This window comes from Mycobacterium sp. E787 (assembly GCF_001668725.1).
In the GTDB taxonomy this organism is placed as follows: Bacteria; Actinomycetota; Actinomycetes; order Mycobacteriales; family Mycobacteriaceae; genus Mycobacterium.
Genome location: NZ_LZKL01000014.1, coordinates 39,633 through 56,522, shown reverse-complemented (window position 1 = coordinate 56,522; position 16,890 = coordinate 39,633). Strand labels below are relative to the sequence as shown.

Genomic DNA, 16,890 nt, shown 5'->3' with positions numbered 1-16,890 from the left:
GCTGCTCTCCGACCCCAAGAATGTCGCTCGTGAGTATGGCCAACTCCGGCGCGATTTCAAAAACGTCCGACACTCCCGGCTGCTAGAGGAGGGCCGGCTTCGACGTATACACCCGAGTACGGCTGGCCCGCCGCCCATGGCGCGACTGTACTCGGATACCCATCGGTAGTGGTCAGGCCCGGTCAGACGCCGGCTCGGCGCCAACCGTCGGCGGCACGGGCGGCCCGCATCAGCACGTCGCACAGCTCGCGCAGCTCGGTGTGCCCGGCTCCTTCGTCGAGCGCGGTGGCGACGTCCTCCGCCGCGCATCGCACCTGGTAGACGCGGTCGGAAAGATCGGCCGCATCGTCGGCCGACAACACCACCGCGTCAGGAGGCAACGCCGCTGCAGCACCCGCCTCGCCACGGGTCAACGACGCGCGCTGCTCGTAGGCCCGTTGCCGGCACGACTGCCGGCAGTACTGGCGGCGACGGCCCATTCCCGCGTCGGTCACGTCACGACCACACCAGCGGCACGGCTGCGGATGGGTGCGGCGGCTCACGCCAGCCGACTTTAGTCGGACGGGTTTGGGTTCCCGGTATCATTGAGGGTCGCGCCGCGTATGCCGCGTGTCGGCACGGGAACTACGCGGACCGCCTTAACGTTTGCTAAACGGACAGAATGGCATTGAGACAGCCCCAGCCCGAAGGACCTAAGGAGTAGCACCATGGCCGATCGCGTTCTGAGAGGCAGCCGCCTTGGAGCCGTGAGCTACGAGACCGACCGCAACCATGACCTCGCGCCGCGCCAGATCGCGCGGTATCGCACCGAGAACGGCGAGGAGTTCGAGGTCCCCTTCGCCGACGACGCCGACATCCCCGGCACCTGGCTGTGCCGCAACGGCATGGAGGGCACCCTCATCGAGGGCGACCTGCCCGAGCCGAAGAAGGTCAAGCCCCCGCGCACGCACTGGGACATGCTGCTCGAGCGTCGCACGGTCGAAGAGCTCGAAGAGCTGCTCAAGGAGCGCCTCGAGCTGATCAGGTCGCGCCGCCGCGGCTGACGCGCCGCCGTCGCGGCTAACTGCGGTCGTCGGCCCGGACGGCGCCCCGACGCACGCCACCGGTCCGCCGCCCGTCGACGCCCCACCGGGTGACCTTGACCAGCGCCTCACGGATGTTGGATCCGCTCATCTTGGAAACCCCGAGTTCGCGCTCGGTGAACGTGATCGGCACCTCGGCGATGACGAACCCGTTGCACACCGTGCGCCAAGTCAGGTCGATCTGGAAGCAATAGCCCTTGGAGTCCACCCCGTCGAGGCCTATCGTCTCGAGGACTTCCCGGCGGTAGGCCCGGTAGCCGGCGGTGATGTCGTGCACGCCGATGCCCAGCGCCAGCCGAGCGTAGGTGTTGGCCGTCCAGGACAGCGCCCACCGCCGCCACGGCCAGTTGCGCACCGCGCCCCCCTCGACATAGCGCGAACCGATGGCCAGGTCGGCGCCGGCGTCGACGGCGTCCAGCAAGAGGTGTAGCTGTTCGGGCGCGTGGCTGCCGTCGGCGTCCATCTCGACGAGCACCGAATAGTCCCGGCTCAAGCCCCAGGCGAAACCCGCCAGGTACGCCGCGCCCAGGCCGTCCTTGGCGGTGCGGTGCATCACGTGGACGCGGTCCGGGTCGGCCGCCGCCAGCTCGTCGGCGAGCCGGCCGGTGCCGTCGGGGCTGTTGTCGTCGACGATCAGCAGGTGCACGCCGGGGCACGCGTCCGTGAGCCGCCGGTGGATGACCGGCAGGTTCTCCCGCTCGTTGAACGTCGGGATGATCACCAGGACGCGCTCGCTGGGACGGCTGCGTGGGACCCGGGACGCCGGCTGGCCGGTGCTCATGTAGCTCCTCTGTCTCGCCCGAATTCAGGTTGGCCGCCCGCTTCGGGCGGAGTGTCGTCGTCGGCGCCCTCGTCCGGCGCAATGCCCTGCGCGGTCTCCGCGTCGCCCTCGTCGGGCGGGGGTTCGCCCGGGGGCGTATCGGCGCCTTCCGATTCGCCGCGAGGCCTAAACCTCAGGCGAGCCGGACGCACGAACCATCCATTCTGCCGTATTGCGACCAGAATGGCCGCCCCGGCCGCCGCCACCAGAACCCACTGCAGGATGGGGCCCCAGCGGGTCGCGGGCGTCAGCTTGGTCTTCAAGCGCACCTGCATGTCCAGGTAGGCGGGCGCGAAGAAGTCGGTGCGCGCCAGCTCGGCGCCGTCCGGGGCGATGACCGCGCTGATCCCGGTGGTGCCGGCGACCACGACGTACCGGTCGTGCTCGACCGCGCGGACCTTGGCGAACGCCAGCTGTTGTTCGCTCATCGTCTTGTTGAAGGTGGCGTTGTTGCTGGGCACCGCCAGCAGCTGCGCGCCGTTCAGCACCGCCTTGCGCGGCGCCCTGTCGAAGATCACCTCCCAGCACGTGGACACCCCGACCGGCACCCCGGCGATGTGCACCACCCCGCTGCTCTTGCCCGGCACCATGTGGCCGGCCCGGTCGGCGTACCCGGAGAGGTGCTTGAACAGCCACGGCATCGGCAGGTATTCGCCGAACGGCTGGACGATTTCCTTGTCGTGGCGGTCGGCCGGCCCGCTGACCGGGTTCCACACGATGACGGTGTTGGTGTAGGCGGAGGTTTCCGGCGTGCGGCCGGGCACGTCGAGCACGGTGCCGACCAGGATCGGCGCGCCGATGGCCGCGACGGCCCGGGCGACCTGCTCGGCGGCGTCGGCGTTGGTGAGGGGGTCGATGTCCGAGGAGTCCTCCGGCCAGATCACGAATTGCGGTTGGGGGGCCAACCCGGAACGCACGTCCTCGGCCAGCCGCAGCGTCTCTCGCACGTGGTTGTCCAGCACCGCCCGGCGTTGCGCGTTGAAGTCCAGGCCAAGCCGCGGCACGTTGCCCTGGACCGCCGCGACGGTGACCGAGGGCTCGCCGCCCGCTCCGGCGCCCGCGTGGCGCACCTGCGGCCAGATGATGACGGCGGCGAACAACACCAGGCAGATGCAGACGCCGGGGAGCACCACGGCCGGCGGCGCCTGGGTTTGCGTGGCTTCCGCCGCGCGACCGGTTTTCCACCACTGCGCGATCTCCAGCGCGATCGCGGTGGCGCTGAACCCCACCAGCACGACCGCCGTGGACAGCAACGCGACGCCGCCGAGCTGGACCAGCGGCAACAACGGGCCCTGCGTCTGGCCGAACGCCACCGCGCCCCAGGGAAAGCCGCCGAACGGGAAGATCGACTTCAGCCACTCCTGGGCGGCCCACACCAGCGCGAACCAGATCGGCCAGCCGGGCAGCCGCCGCACGACGACGGCGCCCAGACCGAAGAGACCGGGAAACAGCGCACAGGTCGTCGCCAATGCCAACCAGGGCACGGCGCCCACCAGCAAGCTGATCCACGGCAGCAGCGGAACGTAGAAGGCCAGACCGAACAGGAACCCGTAGCCAAAACCGCCCGCCGGCGTGGTCGTGGGACGCGTGAGCACCCACCCGAGCAGCGCCGCGGCGACGACGGCGCCCCACCACCAGTTCAGGGGCGCGAAGCCGGCCTGCATCAGCAGGCCGGCCCCGATGGCGAGCACCAGCCGCGGCAGCCGCGGCACCAGGGCCGCCCGAGCGCCGGGCAGCCGCCCGGCCGCCGCCGCGGCCAGACCCGCCAGCGCCCGGCGCGCGCGAGCGCCGCTGCCGTCGGCGCCGTCCGGTGCGTCCGGCGTCGCGTCCTGCCGCTCGATGCGGACCTCGACGGGCTCTTCGTCGCGCTCGGATTCGGCCTCTTCGCTGATCGGGTCCTCGGCGACCGGGAAGGCCTCCGGGCCCGGATCGGATCCCTCCTCGCGGCCGAACCACTCCCTAGCCATGGATGACAGCGCCTCGATGCACCGTCCGTCGGCAACGTGGCAGGGGGTCGGCCGCGCCCAGCCGCGGCAAGGCAGGCACCCGGGAGCGCGGATCGGTGGACCAGCGCTGCACCGCGTCGCGCGGTGCGTGGACGTCGAGGGTCCCGGTTTCCCAGACGACGTAGGAGGCCGGCGCGCCGGGCACCAGGGTTCCCGTCTGACCGTCCCGGACGCCGCCCGCCCGCCAGCCGCCGCGGGTGGCGGCGGCGAAGGCGGCCCGGGCCGACACCGCGCTCCCGGGGGTGCGGTGGTTGACGGCGGCGCGCACGCTCGCCCACGGGTCGAGGCCCGTAACCGGGGCGTCGGAACCGAGAGCGAGGGGCACGCCTTGGGATGCTAACAGCGCAAGCGGGTTGAGCCGCCCGCCTCGTTCGGCGCCCAGCCGCCGCGCGTACATGCCCTCGGCGCCGCCCCACAGTGCGTCGAAATTGGGCTGGACGCTGGCGATGACGCCCCAGGCGCCCAGTTTGGCGGCCTGCTCGGCGGTGACCATCTCCAGGTGCTCGAGGCGGTGCCCGCACCGGGCGACGGCGGCCACCCCGAGGTCGGCGACGACGCGTTCCAGCGCGGCGACCGCCGCCGAGACGGCCGCGTCGCCGATGACGTGGAATCCCGCGGTCACCTCCGCCTCGGTGCACGCCCGGACGTGGGCCTCGATGGCGTCGGGATCCAGGTAGCAGGTGCCGACGCGGTCCGGGGCGTCGGCGTACGGCTCGTGCAGCCAGGCGGTGCGCGAGCCGAGCGCCCCGTCGACGAACAAGTCGCCGGCCAGCCCGCGCGCCCCCGTTTCGTCTCTCAGCTCCCGCGCCTCGGCGGCCGTGGTCACCGCCTGACCCCAGTAGCCGATCACCTCGACGCCGTGCCCGAGGTCGCGCAGGCGCAGCCAATCGTCGAGGCCGCCGATCTCGGGGCCGGCGCATTCGTGCACCGCGACGAGGCCGCTCGCGGCGGCGGCCCGCAGCGCGGCCGTCCGGGCGTCGGTCAGCTGTTCGGGCGTCAGCAGGTCGCGGGCGACGGCCCGGACCAGGTGGTGGGCGTCGCCGGTCAGCGGCCGCTCGGGGCTGAATCCGGCCGCGGCCGGTAGCTCGTCGACCAGCCGTCGCAGCCCCGTCGATGCCAGCGCGGAGTGCACGTCGACGCGGGTCAGGTAGGCCGGCCGGTCACCCAGGACGGCATCGAGGTCGGCGGTGGCAGGCGGGTTGTTCTCGGGCCAGGACGATTCGTCCCAGCCGTGCCCCCAGACCGGGCGGCCCGGGTGGGCGGCGGCATAGTCGGCGATCATCCGGAGGCACTGGGCGCGCGACGCGGCGGTCCGCAGGTCCAGGCCGCTGAGCGTCAGGCCGGTCGCGGTCAGGTGGATGTGGCTGTCCACGAATCCCGGCGCCACGAACCCGCCATCCAGATCCTCCACGTCGGCGCCCGGGAACTGGCCGCGCCCGACGTCGTCGCTGCCCAGCCAGGCGATGACGCCGCCGCGCACCGCCATGGCGGTCGCGTCGGGATGGGTCGGGCTGTGCACCCGCCCGCTGACGAGCAGCGTGATGGACCCGTCCGGCGCGGACTGCCGCGGAGGCGGACGATCAGCGATTGTCACAGGCCAAAACTACGTGCGGCGACGGCCGGGGCGGTCAAGGCGATCGCGAGGAGGGCTGACGCTAATCCCACCCCGGGTGTCCCGGGAACCCTCCGCGCGGCTCGTCGGGCAGGGCGGGCGCGCGGAAGTCGCGCACGTCGACGACCTCGCCGTCGATGTAATCGGTGCCCGGGCTCGGGTAGCCGCGGCTACCGGGGCGGAACAACGTCGCGTCGGCGATCAGCGGCATCCGCCGGCGCAGGCCGCGCATCCCGATCGCGGCCAGGGCGGGTCCGGCGGCTCTGCGCACCGGCGGCACCAGCAGCGACAGTCCCAACGCCGTGGTCACCAGCCCCGGAACCAGGATGAGGAGGGTGGCCACCGTGACCATCGCCCCCTCACTCATGGCGTCGCGCGGCTCGGTCACGCCGGACCGCAATTGCCCGATCTGGCGAAGCAGCTGAGAACCCGCCATCGGCGCGAGCAGGCCCCACCCCAGCAGGAAGGTGGCCAGCAGCGCCAGCAGGGTCCAGCCCCATCCGACCGTCGAGACCAGGGCGATGACCACGGCCAGCTCGACGACGGCGTAGATCAACAACAGCCGCGACAGCATGTCTGGCCAACGTCTGCGCGCGGTCCCCGAGTTCCCCTGGTGGCGCCGGTCTCGGCTGCAGTTAGATGACGCTATGACAACGATTGAGATCGACACCCCCGACGGACCGATCGATGCGCTGCTGAACGTTCCGCAGGGGCAGGGCCCGTGGCCGGGTGTGGTGGTGATCCACGACGCGGTGGGCTACGGCCGGGACAAGCAGGCCACCAACGAGCGCATCGCGCGGGCCGGGTACCTGGCGCTCACCCCGAACATGTACGCCCGCGGCGGCCGAATCCGTTGCATCGCCCGGGTGATGCGGGAGATGCACGCGCAGCGCGGCCGCGCCCTCGACGACATCCTGGCGGCGCGCGACCACCTCAAGTCGATGCCCGAGTGTTCCGGAGGCGTCGGCATCGCGGGATTCTGCATGGGCGGCCACTTTGCCCTCGTCATGTCGCCCAAGGGTTTCGGCGCCTCCGCGCCGTTCTACGGCACCCCGCTGCCCCGCGACCTCGGCAAGACCCTGGACGGGGCGTGCCCGATCGTGGCGAGCTTCGGCGGCCGTGACCCGCTCGGGCGCGGGGCACCCGAAAAATTCCGGGAGGTGACCGCGGCCAAGCAGATCACCACCGACACCAAGGTCTACCCCGGCGTCGGGCACAGCTTCGCGAACAGCCTTCCCGCCGAACCGCTGCTTCGCATCGCGGGTTTCGGCTACGACGCGGCCGCCACCGAAGACGCGTGGAAGCGCGTGTTCGCGTTCTTCGGCGAGCATCTGGCGGCCGGGGCAACCACGTAGCACCGTGGGCGGGCATCACTTCAGCTTCCGCGACAGGACCGTCGCGAAGGTGTGCGTGTCGCCGGGCCAGCGCGCCGACACGTAGCCGCCGTCGTCAACGACGAACGCCGGGCGCGGGTCGGTGGCGGTGTCGCGCACCATCCCCGACGACTTGAGCCAGCGGTGCGGCGTGCCGGGGGCCACGTCCCGGAAATCCGCCGGATCTTTCAGGGCGCGGGTGACTTCCGACTGCACGGACATGTACCCGGCGGGCTGGCCGGGCTCCTCGGTGTAGGTCCGGTAGTAGTCGCGATCCCAGAATCGGGTGCGGCGGGTGAGCTTCCAGGCGGTGGCCTCCATCGCCCACGTCAGCGCCGTGGTCTTGCGCCCGTAGAGCACCGAGCGGCCGGTGGCGGGGTCGATGCTGCGGGCGGCGAGCAGCACGCCATGACAGATCGCGGCCACGATCAGCCCGCGGGCGAACGCCTCGGCGACCAGCCGGTGCAGGATGTCGCTGTCGACGTAACTGCGCATCCCGCGGGCGCGATGCCCGCCCGGCAGCAGCAGCGCGTCGATGCCGTCGAGCCCGGCTTGCGACCAGCTGAGCGGGTGCCGGAACTCCTTGGATCCCAGCATCTCTCGGTATGCGGTGCGCCCGTTCTTGTTCGCCCGCAACACCAGGCCGATCAGCGGGACCGCGCCCAGCACCGGCAGGGCCGACCACACGTCCAGGCCGCGGCCGGTCACCATGATGTCGTCAGCCGCGCCGGGCGCGCCGCTCTCGGTGGCGAACACCACCCGGTGGCCGTCGCGGGTCAACACGCGCCAGCTGACCGCGACCTCGGTCGGGTCGAAGTCGCGATCCGGGACGGGGATCAGGACGGTGCCCATGCGGGTTCAGGTGTGGGCCACTTTGAGCTCGAGACCGACGTTGTTGTCCATGCCGCCACGCAGCTTGCTGGCGAAGTTGAAGACCTTGCCCACGATGCCGTAACGCTGGCCGATCGCGTCGTAGACGGCCGCCGTCTGCGACTTGTCCAGGATGGCCGCGGTGCCCTCGACGGCCTCGCTGGTCGGGCGGCCCCGCATGGTGCAGGTGGCCAGCGTCACCCGCGGCGTGTTGCGGATCCGCTTGACCTTCCACGACTTGGCCTCGGTGATGACGAGCAGCCGGTCGCCGTCGGCCGCGGCCCAGACCGGTACCGGCTTGGGCCGGCCGTCCTTGGTGAACGTGGTCAGCAGGATGTATTGCGCCTTGGCGAGGTCGGCGAAGGTGGGCGTCACGGTCTCAACTTAGCCCGGCAGCCCGCTCGTGCCGAGTGTGCGGCCAGCTTCACGTTCGGTGCCGAGCGTGCGGCCAGCTTCACACTCGCGCGGGCTCGCCGGGGGAACTAGCCCTCCAGGTCACCCTCGCTCTCGAGCAGCGCCCGGCGCAGGCCGTCGAGCGTCTCCGGATGCGGCTGCGCCCACATGCCGCGGCCGGCGGCCTCCAGCAGCCGCTCGGCCATGCCGTGCAGCGCCCAGGGGTTGGATTCCGCCATGAACTTGCGGTTCTCGGCATCCAGCACGTATCGCTCGGTCAGCTGCTCGTACATCCAGTCCGCCATCACCCCCGCCGTGGCGTCGTAGCCGAACAGGTAGTCCACCGTCGCGGCCATCTCGAAGGCGCCCTTGTAGCCGTGCCGGCGCATTGCCGCCATCCAGCGCGGGTTGACCACGCGGGCGCGGAACACCCGGGTGGTCTCCTCCGACAGGGTGCGAGTGCGGATCGCGTCGGGCCGGGTGTTGTCGCCGATATAGGCGGCCGGCGCCCGCCCGGTCAGGGCGCGCACCGTGGCGACCATGCCGCCGTGGTACTGGAAGTAGTCGTCTGAGTCGGCGATGTCGTGCTCGCGGGTGTCGGTGTTCTTGGCGGCCACCGCGATCCGCCGGTACTGGCGGTTCATGTCGTCGACGGCCTCGCGCCCGTCCAGGTCGCGCCCGTAGGCGAATCCGCCCCAGGCGGTGTACACCTGCGCGAGGTCGGCGTCATCGCGCCAGTTGCGGCTGTCGATCAGCTGCAGCAGGCCCGCGCCGTAGGTGCCCGGCTTGGAGCCGAATATCCTTGTGGTGGAACGACGTTGGTCGCCGTGCTGGGCCAGGTCGGCCTGCGCGTGCGCGCGAACGTAGTTGTCCTCGGCGGGCTCGTCGAGGTCGGCGACCAACCGCACCGCGTCGTCGAGCATGGTGACGACGTGCGGGAAGGCGTCCCGGAAGAACCCGGAGATGCGGACCGTCACGTCGATGCGCGGACGGCCCAGCTCGGCAAGCGAAATCGGCGTCAGGCCCACCACCCGCCGCGACGCGTCGTCCCAGACCGGCCGGACGCCCAGCAGCGCAAGAACTTCGGCGATGTCGTCGCCGGCGGTGCGCATCGCCGAGGTGCCCCACACCGACAGCCCCACCGATTGCGGCCATTGCCCGTGGTCGGTCCGGTACCGGCGCAGCAGCGAATCCGCCAGCGCCACACCGGCTTCCCACGCCAGGCGCGACGGCACCGCCTTGGGGTCGACGGAGTAGAAGTTGCGCCCGGTGGGCAGCACGTTGACCAGGCCGCGCAGCGGCGACCCCGACGGGCCCGCGGGGATGAACCGCCCGTCCAGCGCCCGCAGCACCTGGTCGATTTCGGATGCGGTCCCGGCCAGTCGGGGCACCACCTCGGTGGCCGCGAACCGAAGCACCGCGGCGACGTCGGGGTCGTCGGTGAGCCGGTGGACGGCGCCGGGGTTCCAGTCGGCGGCCTGCAGCCCGCCGACCAGTTCGCGGGCCGCGGCCTCGGCGCGGTCGACCGACGACCGTTCGTCGGTGCCGTCCTCGGCCAGGCCCAGGGCCTGCCGCAGGCCGGGGAGGACGTGTTCGCCGCCGAACAGCTGCCGCGCCCGCAGGATGGCCAGCACCAGGTCGAGTTCGGCGTCCCCCGTTGGCTTTTGCCCGAGGACATGCAGGCCGTCGCGGATCTGCACGTCCTTGATCTCGCACAGCCACCCGTCGACGTGCAGGATCATCTCGTCGAAGGCGTCCTCGTCCGGCCGTTCGGTGAGCCCGAGGTCGTGGTCCATCTTGGCGGCCCGGATCAGGGTCCAGATCTGCTGGCGGATGGCGGGCAGCTTGCCGGGATCCAGCGCCGCCACGTTGGCGTGCTCGTCGAGCAACTGCTCCAAACGTGCGATGTCGCCGTAGGTTTCGGCGCGGGCCATCGGCGGAATGAGGTGGTCCACGAGCACGGCGTGCGCACGCCGCTTCGCCTGGGTGCCCTCGCCGGGGTCGTTGACCAGGAACGGGTAGATCAGCGGCAGGTCGCCCAGCGCGGCGTCGGGCCCGCAGGCCGCCGACATGCCGAGGGTCTTGCCGGGGAGCCATTCGAGGTTGCCGTGCTTGCCGAGGTGCACGACGGCGTCGGCGCGAAACCCGGCATCCAGCCAGTGGTAGGCGGCCAGGTAGTGGTGGCTGGGCGGCAGGTCCGGATCGTGATAGATCGCCACCGGGTTCTCGCCAAAACCGCGCGGCGGCTGGACCATCAGCACGAGGTTGCCCGATTGCATTGCGGCGATGACGATCTCGCCGTCGGGGTCGTTCGTGCGGTCGACGAACAGGTCGCCGGGCGGCGGACCCCAATGCTTCTGCACGGCGTCGGTGAGTCCGGCCGGCAGCGCCGCGAACCATTCGCGATAGTCCTTGGCGGACAACCGGATCGGGTTACCGGCAAGTTGGCCGTCGGTGAGCCAGTCGGGGTCCTGCCCGCCGCGTTCGATCAGCGCGTGGATCAGGGCGTCGCCGTCGCCGGCCTCGACACCGGGCAGGTCGCCCACCCGATAGCCACGCTCCCGCATCGCCCGCAGCAGCGCGACCGCGCTGGCCGGGGTGTCCAGCCCGACCGCGTTGCCGATCCGGGCGTGTTTGGTGGGATAGGCCGAAAAGACCAGCGCAACGCGCTTGTCGGCGGGATCGACGTGCCGCAGCCGCGCGTGCCGGAGCGCCAGCCCGGCGACCCGCGCGCAGCGTTCCGGGTCGGCGGCGTAGGAGATCAGCCCGTCGTCGTCGATCTCCTTGAACGAGAAGGGAACCGTGATGATGCGGCCGTCGAACTCGGGCACCGCCACCTGGGTGGCCACGTCGAGCGGGCTCAGGCCGTCGTCGTTGGCGTGCCATTGCCCGCGGGGGCTGGTCAGGCACAGGCCCTGCAGGATCGGGATGTCCAGGGCGGCAAGGTGTTCGACGTTCCAGGTGTCATCGGTGCCGCCGGCGGACACCGCGGCCGGTCGCAGTCCGCCCGCGGCCAGCACGGTGACCACCATGGCGTCGGCGTCGGCGAGCCGGTCCAGCAGTTCGGGTTCGGCGGTGCGCAGCGAGGCGCAGTAGACCGGCAGCGCGCGGCCGCCGGCGTCCTCGATGCCCCGGCACAGCGACTCGATGTAGGCGGTGTTGCCGGCCAGCTGCTGGGCGCGGTAGTAGAGCACCGCGATGGTGGGGCCGTCGGCGCCCTTAGCATCCGGCCGCTCCAACTCGCCCCACGTCGGCGTCACCACGGGCGGGGCGAACCCGAAGCCGGTCATCAGGACCGTGTCGGAGAGAAAGGCGTGCAGCTGGCGCAGGTTCTCGACGCCGCCATGGGCGAGGTAGATGTGGGCCTGCACCGCGATGCCGGCCGCCAGGGTCGACAGGCCGGTCAGCTCGGCGTCGGCGGCCTGTTCGCCGCTGACCAGCACCGTCGGGACGCCGCTGGCGATCACCGTGTCGATGCCGTCCTGCCAGGCGCGGTAGCCGCCGAGGATGCGGACCACCGCGATGGACGCGCCGGCGAGCAGGTTGGGCAGTTCTGAATCAGCTGGGGGGTCGGGCAGCCGCGACGGGTTGGCCCACCGATAGTTCTTGCCGCTGGCACGGGCGCTGATCAGGTCCGTGTCGGACGTCGACAGCAGCAGGACGGTCGGCTCAGCCACCCGTCATTCGTACCGCAGCGTCGCCGCGATGCGAGCGGCGACCTCGCCGGCCACCTCGAGCGCCTCCCGGCTCGTCCCCGGCTCGTAGCGGTCCGCGACCGGGTCATAGTCGGCGCCCGCGATCGACCCGTGATCGGCGCCCAGCTCCACCAGGTCGACCGGCCAGCCCACCTCCTGCAGCTGCGCGGCGAACGCCCTGCTTGCCGTCACCGGCACGGCGTCGTCGGCCAGTCCGTGCAGCAACGTGAACGGCGAGCCGATGCGGTCGGCGGTCAGCATCTCGCCCGGCGGGCGACCGGAGATCGGATCGGGGACCATGAAGGCGCCCGCCAGGCACACCGTGTGCGCGAGGGCGAGGTCGAAGCGCGCCGCGTCGAGCGTCAGGCCCGCCGCGGCGCAACCGCCCAGCGACCACCCGACCAGCACCATGGCGCCGGACGCCCGGGCGCGGGCGAACTCGAGCGAGCGCAACAAATCGGCTCGCCCGCCGTCGTCGGCGTGGGAATTCCAATCGGGCGCCACCACCCGCGCACCGCGGTCGGCGATGAGGCCGGCAAGCGGGCGGACGGCGGCGCGGGCGTCGGTCTGCATGCCATGCCACAGCAACACCGTGGGTTGCGTCGAGTCGCCGAACACGTCGGCCAACCGTCCCGGGGCGTACTCCACCGTCCTCACGGGGACGAGTGTGCCCAGGGCGACACGGCTCCAACCGGAGAATTTGGTCGAACGTCGCCCGGAACGGACGTTCGGCGCAAGACTGGCGTGATGAAACCCGAACCTGTTGCGAACAAAGTCGTTGCCGTCACCGGCGGTGCCCGCGGCATCGGCCTGGCGATCGCCCGGTCCTTGCACGGCTTGGGCGCGCGGGTCGCCATCGGGGACATCGACGAAGCGGCCGCGCGGGAGGCGGGCGACCGGCTGGGGCTGACGATGTCCCGCAGGCTGGACGTGACCGACCGCCAATCCTTCACCGATTTCCTCGACGCCGTCGAGGAGGCGCTCGGACCGCTCGACGTGCTGGTGAACAACGCCGGTGTCATCGCCGCGGGCAGCGCCGCCGACGAGCCCGACGCCGCCACCCAGCGGGTGCTCGACGTCAACATCCGCGGCGTCATCCTGGGCACCAAGCTCGCCACGCAGCGGATGCTGCCCCGCCGGCGCGGTCACATCGTCAACATCGGGTCGATGGGCAGCGTGGTGCCATGTGCGGGCATCGCGACCTATTGCGCCACCAAGCACGCCGTGCTCGGGTACACCGACTCCGTGCGCATGGAGACCCGTGGCCGCGGCATCCACTTCTCGACGATCATGCCGACCCTGACGAACACCGAAATGATCGCCGGCGTCGGGCAGGCGCGGGGCTTCAAGAATGCCGAGCCGGACGATGTCGCGCGCGCCGTCGTCGGCGTGATCGCCAAACCGAAACGGCGCGTGGTCGTTCCGCGTTCGATGGGCATCCTGGCGTCGGTGCAGCGGCTAATGCCGCAAGCCATGGCGGAGGCGCTCGGACGCGCGGTGGGCACGGATCGCGTGTTCACCACCGACCTGGAAACCGACAAACGCCAGGAGTATGCCCGGCGGACCGGAACGTCTTGACGCTCAGCCGGTGCGCACCTCGAAATCGGCGAGGCGGGGTTCGCGCAACAGTTCACGGTGGGTTTCCGGCGTCCAGGGGAACAGCTCGGGCAGGCCATCCTTGCCGAGGTACCAACTGCTGCAGCCGCTGACCCAAATGGTTTGTGGCATCGCGGCTTTCATACTCTCGTTGTACTCTTTGGTGGCCGCCTCGGTCGGCGCCGCGGCGCGCACCACGCCGTCGCGGAGCCGCTCGATCCACCACATCACGTAGTCGGCCTGGTCCTCGGCGATCGGCACCAGCGACTGGTTGCCGATCGGCGAGTGCGGGCCCATCAACATGAACAGGTTCGGGAACCCCGGCACCGCGACGGACCGGTAGGCCATCGGGCCGTCGGCCCACGCCTCGTCCAGGGTGAGCCCGCCCTCCCCGATCACCTCCAGCGGTCGCACGTATGCGCGCGCGTCGAACCCGGTGGCGTAGACCAACAGATCCAATTCGTGCAGCGTGCCGTCGGCGGTGACGATGCCGCGCGGCTCGATGTGGTCGATCGGATCGGTGATCACCTCGACGCCGGGCTGCTGCACGGCGCGGTAGAAGTGCCCGGCCATCACCTGCCGCTTGCACATCGGCTGATAGGTGGGCGTCAGCTTGGCCCGCAACTCCGGGTCGCGCACCGAGAGCCGCAGGTTCCACCGGCACTCGGCCTGCACGAGCCGGCGCTGCCACCCGGGGCGGATCGGCGCCCGTCCCAACAGGTACCTGACGAACAATCCCCAGAAGCGATAGGGCAAACCGTTCAGCGCCGGCCACCGGGACAGCGCCGCGCGGGTCAGCTTCGAGTAACGCGGGTTGGGCATGGGGTAGACCCACTGCGCGGTGCGCTGGAACACCTTCAGCTGCCGCACCTTTCCGCCGAGCTCCGCGGTGATCTGCACGCCGGTCGAGCCGGTACCGATCAAGCCGATCCTCTTGTCCGGCAATGACACCGAGTGGTCCCACCGGGCGGAATGAAACGCCGGTCCGGCGAACGTGTCCCGGCCGGGGATTTCGGGATAGCGGGGCACCCGCAGCACCCCGGTCGCCGTGACGAGAACGTCGAACGTCTCCTCGCCGTCGGGGGTGGTGAGGCGCCAGCGCCCATCCTCGTATCGGGCTGCGGTGACGGCGGTGCCGAAGCGGATGTGCGGCCGGATGCCGCGTTCCCGCGCCACCTGCTGGAAATACGCCTGGATCTCCGGACCCGGTGGCAGCCAGTGCGACCAGTTCGGGTTGGGCCGGAACGAATACGAGTAATAGCGCGACGGGACGTCGCAGGTGAGTCCGGGATACGTGTTGTCGCGCCAGGTGCCCCCGACGTCGTCCGCCTTCTCAAAAATGGTGAACGAGTCGATGCCGGCGTTCTGCAGCTTGGCGGCCATGCAGATGCCGGACATCCCGGCGCCGATGATCGCGACCGTCAGTGGGCGTTTCGGTGTCATGGCAATCACCCGACCTCTCGCTGGCCTGCACGCTACGCCGGTCGGGCCGGCGTAGCGACAGGTTCCAGCCACTATCCGGCCGCTACCCGCTTGCTGCCGAAGATGCGCTCCTGCATGGCGGTGTCGCCGAACGAGTGGGCCTTGACGACCTTGCCGTTGCGGAACTCGAACACGTCGGCTTCGTCGGCGCTCTCGTCGCCGACGGTCACCCGGGTCAGGACCATGACGACGTCACCGTCGGCGAGGTAGCGCTTCGTCTCGACTTTGGTCGCCTTCTCCGACAGCCGCATGAACAGTTCGGTGAGCTCATTCTTGCCCCGGTAGGTGCCACCAATCATGCTCTCGCCGTTGATGGTCCACTCGGCGGAGTCGTCGAACACGTCCAGCGCCGCTTCGAGGTCGCCCGCGGTGAACGCCTCGTAGCCACTCTTGGTCACCTCGATGTTGTCGGTTGTCATCTGAATTCCCTTCTCTCGGTTGCGGTTGACTTCGACATGCGTCCGGGTGTCGCGGCCGCCGGAGACCTCGGCGACCGGTCGGGCATCCGTCGGCCGATGGCCCCGGGCGCGGGCGACGCGCCGCAGAATCGACGGGCGGAACAACGAAGTCGGCGGGTCGATCATCGCCGTGACCCGCATGAACTGCCCGGCGACGACGGGGTCGACCTCGACGGCGGTCAGCACCCTCTCCAGGAAGGCGTTGCTGATCCGCATCGACATGGTCCTGCGCCCCACCACCTCGGGCAGCGCCAGGTCGGAGCCGGCGGCGGTCTGCCAGGCCACCCGAACCGTTTTCGCGGACTCGCGGAAGAAGCGTCGCGGCAGGTCGCGATCGCCGCGGAGCAGGCAAGCGCGCAGCACCGTCGCCTCGATCGCGGCGACCGTCATGCCCTGCCCGTAGATGGGGTTGAAGCTGCACACCGCGTCACCGACGACCAGCAGGCCGTCGGGCGTGCGGCGCATCTTGTCGTAACGCCGCCACCGGTTCGAGGGCACGCGGTGGTGCACCACCGCGTCCAGCGGTTCGGCGGCACGCAGCGCTTCCAGCACGCGGGCGGGCACGAAATCCTCGACGAACGAGAGCATTTCGGCGGTCTCGCCCGGAGGCTGGAGTCCGGCCATCGCCCCGACGCCGAACATCCACGTGTCGTTCTCGTTTCTGATCAGGCCGAACATCTTCGTTCGCCCCGGCTCGGGAAAGAGGGCGATCATGTGTTCGTGGATGGCCCCGGGCTGCAGGCGCAGCCGTTGGCACGCGTAGGCGAGCTGGACCGTTACCTCGTCCTCGCGGGGACGGCCGTAGCCGAGGTCCTCCAGGAAGACCGGTGTGCGGGATCCTCGCCCGGTCGCGTCGACGACGAGGTCGGCGGGCAATGTCTTGCCGCGCTCGAGGACGCGGTCCACCACCCTGGCCGCGATGACTCGGTCGCGGGCCGGCGTCGTGGTCAGGCCGACCACGTCGTGACATTCGAGGAACGTGACGTTCGGAAACGTCCGCACCCGCCGGCGCACGTTCCACTCCAGCAGGGGGCGGCTCGGGAACAGGACCACGGGCGGGTTCGGCGCCCTGCCGGATGACGGCGTGCAATGCCCGCCCACCGAGATCTGCACCTTCGAAAAATCCCCGTCAGCCCAGATGCCGGTGCCCTTGGCCGTGAGCTCGTCGATGAAGCCGGGGAAAAGTTCGTCGAGAACCCGGGTGCCGCGTGCGGCCAGGGCGTGGATCAGCCTGCCCTGGGGGACGCCGCGCCGGTTGATCGGATGGACGGGCAAGATGTCTCGCTCGACCACCGTCACCCGGTCGTAGAAGTCGGCGAGCACGCGGGCCGCCAAAAGGCCGCCCATACTCGCGCCCAGCACCACCGCATGACCACCGCGCTGTCCCATGCCACGCTCCTGACCTGGAAGAAATGGGTGTTCGCAGTGTCCGGCGCGGCGGTCGCGGGCGGCTAGCGTAGTCGGCTACCCGACCTGGCGCGCCCGGCCTGTCGCCGGACGGTC

The 16,890-nt window shown here is 70.9% G+C and carries 12 protein-coding genes and 1 pseudogene; 3 read left to right on the top strand and 10 right to left on the bottom strand.

The features are described from left to right. Positions 1 to 182 precede the first annotated feature (182 nt). A complete protein-coding gene (locus A5705_RS01700) occupies positions 183 to 542 on the bottom strand; it encodes a hypothetical protein (protein ID WP_082956234.1) in 360 nt (119 codons plus the stop codon). 165 nt (positions 543 to 707) lie between these two features. Between A5705_RS01700 and rbpA the strand changes: the two genes are divergently transcribed. Further along, entirely contained in the window at positions 708 to 1,043 is a 336-nt protein-coding gene (gene rbpA, locus A5705_RS01695) for an RNA polymerase-binding protein RbpA (RefSeq protein WP_066932213.1), read from the top strand. Between the two features lie 16 nt (positions 1,044 to 1,059). Here the strand turns inward: rbpA and lnt are convergent. The 3 genes and pseudogenes from lnt to A5705_RS01675 all read right to left on the bottom strand — a co-directional run bounded on the left by lnt (position 1,060) and on the right by A5705_RS01675 (position 6,094). Beyond that, a pseudogene (lnt, locus tag A5705_RS01685) lies at positions 1,060 to 3,869 on the bottom strand (apolipoprotein N-acyltransferase). Beyond that, positions 3,862 to 5,394 (bottom strand): amidohydrolase, encoded by a 1,533-nt coding sequence (locus A5705_RS01680; protein ID WP_156763005.1) that lies wholly within the window; start codon positions 5,392 to 5,394, stop codon positions 3,862 to 3,864. Before A5705_RS01680 ends, lnt begins: the two are co-directional and overlap by 8 nt. A gap of 169 nt (positions 5,395 to 5,563) precedes the next feature. Further along, positions 5,564 to 6,094 carry an FxsA family protein gene (locus A5705_RS01675; RefSeq protein ID WP_068274837.1) on the bottom strand — a complete coding sequence of 177 codons (531 nt, stop codon included), beginning with the start codon at positions 6,092 to 6,094 and terminating at the stop codon, positions 5,564 to 5,566. A 73-nt stretch (positions 6,095 to 6,167) separates the two neighbouring features. On the opposite strand from A5705_RS01675, the gene A5705_RS01670 reads away from it, so the two are divergent. Continuing rightward, positions 6,168 to 6,875 (top strand): dienelactone hydrolase family protein, encoded by a 708-nt coding sequence (locus A5705_RS01670; protein ID WP_067872763.1) that lies wholly within the window; start codon positions 6,168 to 6,170, stop codon positions 6,873 to 6,875. Positions 6,876 to 6,890: 15 nt separating this feature from the next. Here the strand turns inward: A5705_RS01670 and A5705_RS01665 are convergent, their stop codons facing one another. The 4 genes from A5705_RS01665 to A5705_RS01650 all read right to left on the bottom strand — a co-directional run bounded on the left by A5705_RS01665 (position 6,891) and on the right by A5705_RS01650 (position 12,508). Further along, positions 6,891 to 7,745, bottom strand: coding sequence for a type 1 glutamine amidotransferase domain-containing protein (locus A5705_RS01665; RefSeq protein WP_068274834.1), 855 nt, complete (start codon positions 7,743 to 7,745; stop codon positions 6,891 to 6,893). A 6-nt stretch (positions 7,746 to 7,751) separates the two neighbouring features. After that, a complete protein-coding gene (locus A5705_RS01660) occupies positions 7,752 to 8,138 on the bottom strand; it encodes a PPOX class F420-dependent oxidoreductase (protein ID WP_067872769.1) in 387 nt (128 codons plus the stop codon). 107 nt (positions 8,139 to 8,245) lie between these two features. After that, entirely contained in the window at positions 8,246 to 11,833 is a 3,588-nt protein-coding gene (gene cobN, locus A5705_RS01655; protein ID WP_068274830.1) for a cobaltochelatase subunit CobN, read from the bottom strand. Between the two features lie 3 nt (positions 11,834 to 11,836). After that, positions 11,837 to 12,508, bottom strand: a complete 672-nt coding sequence (locus A5705_RS01650; protein ID WP_068274827.1) for a S9 family peptidase — start codon at positions 12,506 to 12,508, stop codon at positions 11,837 to 11,839. A gap of 90 nt (positions 12,509 to 12,598) precedes the next feature. Here A5705_RS01650 and A5705_RS01645 point away from each other — a divergent pair, with 90 nt between their 5' ends. Continuing rightward, on the top strand, positions 12,599 to 13,429 hold the full coding sequence (locus A5705_RS01645; RefSeq protein ID WP_068274824.1) for an SDR family oxidoreductase: 831 nt from the start codon (positions 12,599 to 12,601) through the stop codon (positions 13,427 to 13,429). A 3-nt stretch (positions 13,430 to 13,432) separates the two neighbouring features. On the opposite strand, the gene A5705_RS01640 is transcribed toward A5705_RS01645, so the two are convergent. Together A5705_RS01640 and A5705_RS01635 are read right to left on the bottom strand one after the other, a co-directional pair. After that, positions 13,433 to 14,890, bottom strand: coding sequence for an NAD(P)/FAD-dependent oxidoreductase (locus A5705_RS01640; protein WP_067872781.1), 1,458 nt, complete (start codon positions 14,888 to 14,890; stop codon positions 13,433 to 13,435). 71 nt (positions 14,891 to 14,961) lie between these two features. Then, the gene (locus tag A5705_RS01635; RefSeq protein ID WP_197521224.1) at positions 14,962 to 16,776 is read right to left on the bottom strand and encodes a nuclear transport factor 2 family protein; all 1,815 of its coding nucleotides are present in this window, start codon (positions 16,774 to 16,776) and stop codon (positions 14,962 to 14,964) included. Between the last annotated feature and the right edge of the window lie 114 nt (positions 16,777 to 16,890).